The 6,406-nt window shown below is 69.2% G+C and carries 7 protein-coding genes and 1 pseudogene; 2 read left to right on the forward strand and 6 right to left on the reverse strand.

The window, feature by feature from the left end; genetic code table 11:
- Positions 1-245 precede the first annotated feature (245 nt).
- The 6 genes and pseudogenes from PKH97_RS12320 to PKH97_RS12345 form a co-directional block, all read right to left on the reverse strand.
- Positions 246-914, reverse strand: coding sequence for a LemA family protein (locus tag PKH97_RS12320; RefSeq protein WP_324387770.1), 669 nt, complete (start codon positions 912-914; stop codon positions 246-248).
- 127 nt (positions 915-1,041) lie between these two features.
- On the reverse strand, positions 1,042-1,365 hold the full coding sequence (locus PKH97_RS12325) for a hypothetical protein (protein ID WP_324387771.1): 324 nt from the start codon (positions 1,363-1,365) through the stop codon (positions 1,042-1,044).
- 303 nt (positions 1,366-1,668) lie between these two features.
- On the reverse strand, positions 1,669-2,127 hold the full coding sequence (locus tag PKH97_RS12330) for a hypothetical protein (protein ID WP_324387772.1): 459 nt from the start codon (positions 2,125-2,127) through the stop codon (positions 1,669-1,671).
- Position 2,128: 1 nt separating this feature from the next.
- Positions 2,129-2,683, reverse strand: coding sequence for an orotate phosphoribosyltransferase (gene pyrE / locus PKH97_RS12335; RefSeq protein WP_324387773.1), 555 nt, complete (start codon positions 2,681-2,683; stop codon positions 2,129-2,131).
- 25 nt (positions 2,684-2,708) lie between these two features.
- Positions 2,709-3,941, reverse strand: a complete 1,233-nt coding sequence (locus PKH97_RS12340) for a putative glycoside hydrolase (RefSeq protein ID WP_324387774.1) — start codon at positions 3,939-3,941, stop codon at positions 2,709-2,711.
- A gap of 316 nt (positions 3,942-4,257) precedes the next feature.
- Positions 4,258-4,491, reverse strand: a pseudogene (locus tag PKH97_RS12345) (SDR family NAD(P)-dependent oxidoreductase); the annotation flags it as partial.
- A 215-nt stretch (positions 4,492-4,706) separates the two neighbouring features.
- Here PKH97_RS12345 and PKH97_RS12350 point away from each other — a divergent pair.
- Positions 4,707-5,492: an exodeoxyribonuclease III gene (locus tag PKH97_RS12350; protein WP_324387775.1), complete on the forward strand. Its 786-nt coding sequence runs from the start codon at positions 4,707-4,709 to the stop codon at positions 5,490-5,492.
- Positions 5,485-6,354 carry an alpha/beta hydrolase gene (locus tag PKH97_RS12355; RefSeq protein ID WP_324387776.1) on the forward strand — a complete coding sequence of 290 codons (870 nt, stop codon included), beginning with the start codon at positions 5,485-5,487 and terminating at the stop codon, positions 6,352-6,354. Before PKH97_RS12350 ends, PKH97_RS12355 begins: the two co-directional genes overlap by 8 nt.
- The last annotated feature ends 52 nt before the right edge of the window (positions 6,355-6,406 follow it).

The raw sequence follows: 6,406 nt of genomic DNA on the forward strand, positions 1-6,406 counted from the left end.
CGAGGCCGGCCAGTACGCCGCCGGCGCCGTGGCCGAAAGCCGGCGCGCGGGCGCGGAGGCCTTCTTCGGACGGCTCAGCGCGGCCGACCGAGCGAGTCTGACGCGCATCCTGACGACCCTGCTTCAGGACTGAATCCACCCGCTCATGCGACGGCCTACCGGGCAGCACCTGGGGTGATCACCCCACGTTGTTGGCGGTAGGCAGTTCGCAAAGACTGCGGGTGGGCCCGCGGGCGCTGGGCGGGCTACTGACTCGGCGGAAGCTGACCCGGGGGCGGCGTGGTCGGGATCTGCGCGGGAGCGGTGTCCTGCGGGGAGTTGTAGCCGGCCGGCGGCGGGATGTTGTAGTTGCTCTGCCCGAAGTCGACCTTGACCGGGTCACGCTCGGCGCCTTCGACCTCGAAGTACTCCTCGCGCTTGATGTTGAACATGCCGGCGACGAAGTTGCTCGGGACGGTCTCGACCTTGGTGTTCAGCTCGCGGACATTGGCGTTGTAGTAACGCCGGGCGGAGGCGATACGGTCCTCCGTCGAGGTCAGTTCGTTCTGCAGGGCCATGAAGTTCTGGTTGGCCTTCAGGTCGGGGTAGGCCTCGGCCACCGCGATCAGGCGCCCGAGAGCGGCGCTGAGCATGCCCTCGCTCTGTGCCTGCTGCGCCGGTGTCTGTCCGCCGGCCATGGCGGCGCCGCGCGCCTTCATGACGTCCTCGAGGGTGCCGCGTTCGTGCGCTGCGTACCCCTTCACGGTCTCGACGAGATTGCCGATCAAGTCATGGCGGCGCTTGAGTTCGACGTCAATCTGGCGCCAGGCCTCCTGCACCAGATTGCGCAGCTTGATCAGGCCGTTGTAGACCCCGACGGCCCAGAGCGCGACGAGCACGATCAGACCGAGGATCACGAGGATCGCAATGAGCACGGGCACTCCTTCGTCAGCCGACCGTGGCCGGGCGGGGCGCCGGGATGGTCCGGTCGCCGACTGGAAGCTTAACCGGCCGGGGCGCGGCAGACCCGCGAATGCCGGTCCGGAGGCCGGACCACAGGGCTCAGTGCGCCGGCCGCCGCGCCTCGATCAGGTGCCGCGTCGAGTGCGCGACGAAGACACCGTCGCGCTCGATCACCGCGTGCATGCGCGCGAGCGCATCGTGGTAGCGCTCGACCGAGAAGTCCGGCACCCACCAGACGCAGCGTCGCAAGATCCAGACGACGGCGCCGACGTCGAAGAACTCCATTCGGCAGCGCGCGGTCTGCAGGTTGACGATCTCGAGTCCGTGATACTCCGCCTCGGCGGCCTCCAGGCGCGGGTCGCGGCCGCGGCGGATGTCGGGGACCGGCCCGAGGAAGATGACCGTCCACCCCTCGTGGCGCACATCCGTGGGGGAAGGACCGGCATCTCGGCGAGCACCTCGCCGGCGCCGGTGTCGACGTCGAGTGCGGATCCCACGTGCGCGAGCCGGTCCGCGAGTTGGCGGCTGTAACCCCAGGGCGGGCGCTCTTCGGTCGCTCGCCCGTCGAGCCACCCGAAATCCTAACCCGACACATCAGCGGTATCGGCCTCCGCGACGAGACCGTCGAAGTCCCTCACACCCCCCACCCTTCCGTATGCCGTGCGAACCCGCCCGCCGAAAGTATCCCCACTGCGTGCGACTCCACGCGCGCAGTGGGCGGCTATCTCAGGCCACGAAATCGATGCGGTGGTCGCGGCCCCGGAAAGCGACCGTGTCGCCGGCGCGGTGTCCGGCCAGCACGGCATACAGCGGGCTGTCGATCGACATGCCTTCGTAGGTGACACCGTCGCAATCGAGGGCCCCGGCGACCACTCCGACGACGTAGCGGTCGCCGTCGAGGCCGATGATCGCCCCCGGGGACACGCGCTCGCGGGGGCCGAAGTCGAGCGTCTCGAGCTCGGCGAGCGCGGTCTGTTGCCTCGCCACCGTCTCCTCGAAGAGCGCCGCGAGGCCACCGGCCTCGTCGGTCTGGGACTGGTCGTCGACCGAGAACGAGGAGTCCTGGTCGAGTTTGCCCGCGGCCTGCTCGGCCCCGACGCTCTCCTGCGCCGCGGCCACCTCCTCGCGCGCCCGGGCGAGAAGCACCTCGCGGACCCGCGCCTTGGCTCCCGCATCCATCGTCATCTCAGGCCAGCCCGAGGTCAGTGAGCGAGAAGGCGTGGCGGTAGGCCAGGCCGGCGGCCGCGAACTTCTCCGCCGCCCCCGTCGCCCGGTCGGCAATCGTCGCGACCGCGACGACCTCGGCACCGAGGTCGCGCGCCGCATCAGCCGCATCGAGCGGCGAGGCGCCCGTGGTCGAGGTGTCCTCGACGATCAGCACCCGGCGACCGGCGATCGACGGCCCCTCCACCCGCTGCTGCAGGCCATGCGCCTTGCCGGCCTTGCGGACGACGAAGGCATCCAGCCGCTCGCCCGCCGCGGCCGCGGCGTGGAGCATCGAGGTCGCAACCGGGTCGGCGCCCAGGGTCAGGCCCCCCACGGCGTCGAAGTCCAGGTCGGCCACGAGTTCGCGCATGACGCGCCCGACCAACGGCGCGGCCTCCCCGTCAAGGGTGATCCGGCGCAGGTCGACGTAATAGTCGGCCTCCCGACCCGAGGAGAGCGTCACACGACCGTGAACGATGGCTTTGTCCTTGATGAGCGCGAGGAGGCGCTCCCGGTCCGGCGAGAAGGCAGTCATACGGCAAGCGTATGGGGCGGGCGGATCAGTACTGGAAGATCTCAGCCGAGTGGGCAGCCACGGTGACCGACCCCGAGACGCGGGCGCCGTCCAGGGTGCGGGCGCCCTGAGTCAGCCGCAGGCCCGAGGACGACTTGCCGACGTTGACGACGACCTTGCCCTTGGTGAAGTTGCGGGCATACATGCCCGTGCCGATCTTGGTGTAGGACCCCGTCGGGGTGCCGATGTCGATCTGGTTGAAGGGGTGCGCGCCCCACGAGGCGCCGGCGTTCTTGTCGCGCAGGAAGCAGAAGTAGGAGTTGCCGTTCGAGCCCATCAAGAAGGTCGCCAGCGCGTATTTGTGCCAGGCGTTCTTCTGGGTCTCGGACGCATTCGTCCACAGCTTCGTCATCGACAGGACGCGGCTGCCCTTGTTCTGGACGTCGATCATCATGTCGACGTCCTGCTTCCAGTTGGTCTCGCTGTAGTAGGCGCCGACCGGGGAGTGGGCCTCGCGGACGAAGAGCTCCGGCTCCATGCCGTCATTGCCGGCGACCAGGCCCTTGGAGGACATCGTCGTCGAGAAGTACCGCCGGCCGTTGCCCAGGCCATTGCCCATGACGGTCTTGCCGCCGGTGGCCTTCTTGGCGGCGACGGTGATGTCGTCGGCCCAGCCGATCCACTGCGGGTGCGTCCACTGCTTGCCATTGGTGACCGGCATCGAGGACAGGTAGTTGCCCATCAGCGGGCCGGAGCCGAGGACGTCGAGGAAGCAGCCGTCGTACTTGCTGACATTGATCAACTCGACGCAGCTCTTGCCGACCTCGGCCGCCCAGGCCGGGCTGGAGAGATTCATCAGGAAGGTCGTGGGCCACTTGCGGGCGTAGATCTTCTGACCGGACTTGTTCTTGGCGTAGAGGCTGTCGGCATAGCCCTTGCCGCCGAAGGTGGCGTTGCGGTAGGCCAGCACCTTCAGGCTCGGATTGGCTGCCTTCATCGCCGCGATGTCCTTGGTGAACTTGCCGCGCATCGCGACGATGACGCTCATCCGGCGGGCGAGATCCTGGGCCTGGGCGGTGGTGAAGGACTTCTGGCCGGCCATCCACTCGGCCGACCAGAGCTTGAGGAACTTCCCCGTGGCGGCGCTAGAGGCGGCCTGAGGCGCCGGCTCGGGGGCGGCCGAGGCGCTCGGGAGTCCGGCGGCGAGCAGGCCGACACAGGTGGCTCCGGAGGCGACCAGCGCGAGGGCACGGCGCGGCGACGAAGAGGGAAAAGACATGGGGTGTGCTCCAGGTGAGATGGGGGACAGGTCCTGGTGCCGATCGATGGTACTTGCCTTTTCGGTGCCGGTCGATGATCCGCGGGTTGCAGGTGAGCGAGCGCGGTGCGACGCGCAGCAGGCCGACAACGGCCCGGTAGCCGCGCCCTGGGATCGAGACGACCCGCCCGCGGTCCGCATCGGCGAGGGCCTCCCTGACCACCTTTTGAACCGGGAGCCAGGCGAATTCGGGCATCCCTGTCATGGCCAGCCCGGCCCGCTGGTGGAACTCGGTATGCACGAATCCCGGGCAGAGCGCCGTCGCCGTGACGCCCGATCCCGCCAGCCGCCCGGCAACCGATTCTGTGAGCACCGTCACATACCACTTCGCGGCCGAATAGCTGCTGCCCGCGATCAAGACGGCCACCGATGAGACATTGATGATGCGCCCGTGTCCGCGCTCCCGCATGGCCTTGGCCGCGGCGTGGGTCAAGACGAGAACCGCCCGGCACAGCACATCCAAGAGCGCCTCCTCGTCGGCGATCTCCGTGTCGAGGAAGCCGTGCCCCAGTCCGAAGCCGGCGTTGTTGACGGCACCTCGACCGGCCGCTCGAAGTCGGCCACCCGGTCGGCGACACGCGCCAAGTCCGCGCGCACGCCCAGATCAGCGGGCAGCACCTCCACCCCGATCCCGTATGCCGTTCGCAACCGCCCCGCCGTCGCCTCCAGTCGCGTTGTGCGGGGGTGGCCCGCCGGCCCGGGCGCGGGCTCGGTTACCGTGGCCGGATGCGGATCGCGACATGGAATGTCAACTCCATCCGGAGCCGCATCGAGCGCGTGATCCCCTGGCTGGAGCGCTCCGACGTCGATGTGCTCGCGATCCAGGAGACCAAGACCCGCGAGGATCAGTTCCCCTTCTTCCGCTTCGAGGAACTGGGCTACGAAGTCGCGCACCACGGCTGCAACCAGTGGAATGGTGTCGCGATTGCGTCGCGCGTCGGGCTGACCGATGTGGTCGCCGGCTTCGCGGACGCGCCGCTGTGGGGTGAGGCGACGAGCGCCGAGGCGCGGCACCTGGGGGCGACCTGCGGTGGCATCAGGGTCAACAGCCTCTACGTCCCCAACGGCCGCAACATCCTTGACCCCCATATGGACTACAAGATCGACTGGCTCGGCCGGTTGCGCGACGCCGCCCAGGGCTGGCTCGCGGACGGGCCGAGCGTGCTGATGGGCGACTGGAATATCGCCCCCCGCGATGAGGATGTCTGGTCGATGGAGTTCTACATCGACAAGTCCCACGTCTCGCCCCGCGAGCGGGCCGCCTTCGCGGCGATCCTCGATGCCGGGTATGTCGACCTGGTGCGCCCGCTGCTGCCGGGGCCGAAGGTCTACACCTACTGGGATTACCAGCAGTTGCGCTTCCAGAAGGGCCGTGGCATGCGCATCGACTTCGTCCTCGGCTCGCCCGACGTGGCTGCGCGGGTGACCGGCGCGGTCATCGACCGCGAGGAGCGCAAGGGCAAGGGTGCGTCCGACCACGCTCCGGTCATCGTGGAGTTGACCGATGCCTGAGCGGCTCAGCGGCGAGCGCTTCGAGATCCCCCGGCCGGGTGGCGCACGCATCGTCGGCGAGACGTATGACCCGGTGGGCCGGGTCGATCCGGCCCTCCCGGTGGTCGTGCTCGCGCACGGGTGGACACTCAACCGCACGCTGTGGAGCCGGGTGATCCGCGGTCTGCAGGAGCGATTGCCGATCCGGGTGGTTGCCTACGACCAGCGCGGTCATGGCGAGTCGGTGCCCGGCAGCGTCGCACCGTCGATCCGGCTGCTCGGTGAGGACCTCGCGGCGGTCATCGACGAATGCGGCGGCCGGGGCCGGCTGGTCTTGTGCGGGCACTCGATGGGCGGCATGACCGTCATGGCGTATGCGGGCCTGCACCCCGCCGACGTGATCGCCCGCGTCGCGGGTGTGCTTCTGCTCGGGACCGCAGCCGCCGACGTCTCGCGCCCCGGATGGGTGGGCAAGATCGAGATGGGCGTCATGCACGTCGCGGCCCGCGGTCCGCGGATCCCCGCGGGGGTCTTTGTGACCAAACGGCATCAGCGCCACCTGAACTTCGGCGACGACGCCGACCCCCGCGATGTCGCGCTCGTGCGCAAGGCGATCGCGGGCACCAAGATCAAGGACATGGGCTCCTATTTCACGGCCCTGGAGGGGATGGACGAGCGCGCGTCGCTCGCCGCGCTGGCCACGGTGCCGACCACGATCATGGTCGGGTCGAAGGACCGGCTGACCCCGCCGCCCTACGCCTATGCGCTGCACGAGGGCATCCCCGGGTCGGCGCTGATCGAGTTCCCCGGCAAGGGCCACATGCTCGGCTACGAAGCCACCGCCGAGGTCGTCGCCCAGCTCATCGCCTACGCGACTCCCTGACGTCCCTGACGTCGAGTGGCCGGTTCAGACCCGTCGAAAGGCCGGTTCAGAC

The sequence above is a fragment of the Nostocoides sp. genome, assembly GCF_035343835.1.
Taxonomy (GTDB): domain Bacteria; phylum Actinomycetota; class Actinomycetes; order Actinomycetales; family Dermatophilaceae; genus Nostocoides_A; species Nostocoides_A vanveenii.

What these genes read in the sequence shown, in the direction of transcription:
- PKH97_RS12330 (WP_324387772.1), bottom strand. Translation starts at nt 2,127, where the DNA reads ATGACGATGGATGCGGGAGCCAAGGCGCGGGTCCGCGAGGTGCTTCTC.
- pyrE (WP_324387773.1), bottom strand. Translation starts at nt 2,683, where the DNA reads ATGACTGCCTTCTCGCCGGACCGGGAGCGCCTCCTCGCGCTCATCAAG.
- PKH97_RS12340 (WP_324387774.1), bottom strand. Translation starts at nt 3,941, where the DNA reads ATGTCTTTTCCCTCTTCGTCGCCGCGCCGTGCCCTCGCGCTGGTCGCC.
- PKH97_RS12350 (WP_324387775.1), top strand. Translation starts at nt 4,707, where the DNA reads ATGCGGATCGCGACATGGAATGTCAACTCCATCCGGAGCCGCATCGAG.
- PKH97_RS12355 (WP_324387776.1), top strand. Translation starts at nt 5,485, where the DNA reads ATGCCTGAGCGGCTCAGCGGCGAGCGCTTCGAGATCCCCCGGCCGGGT.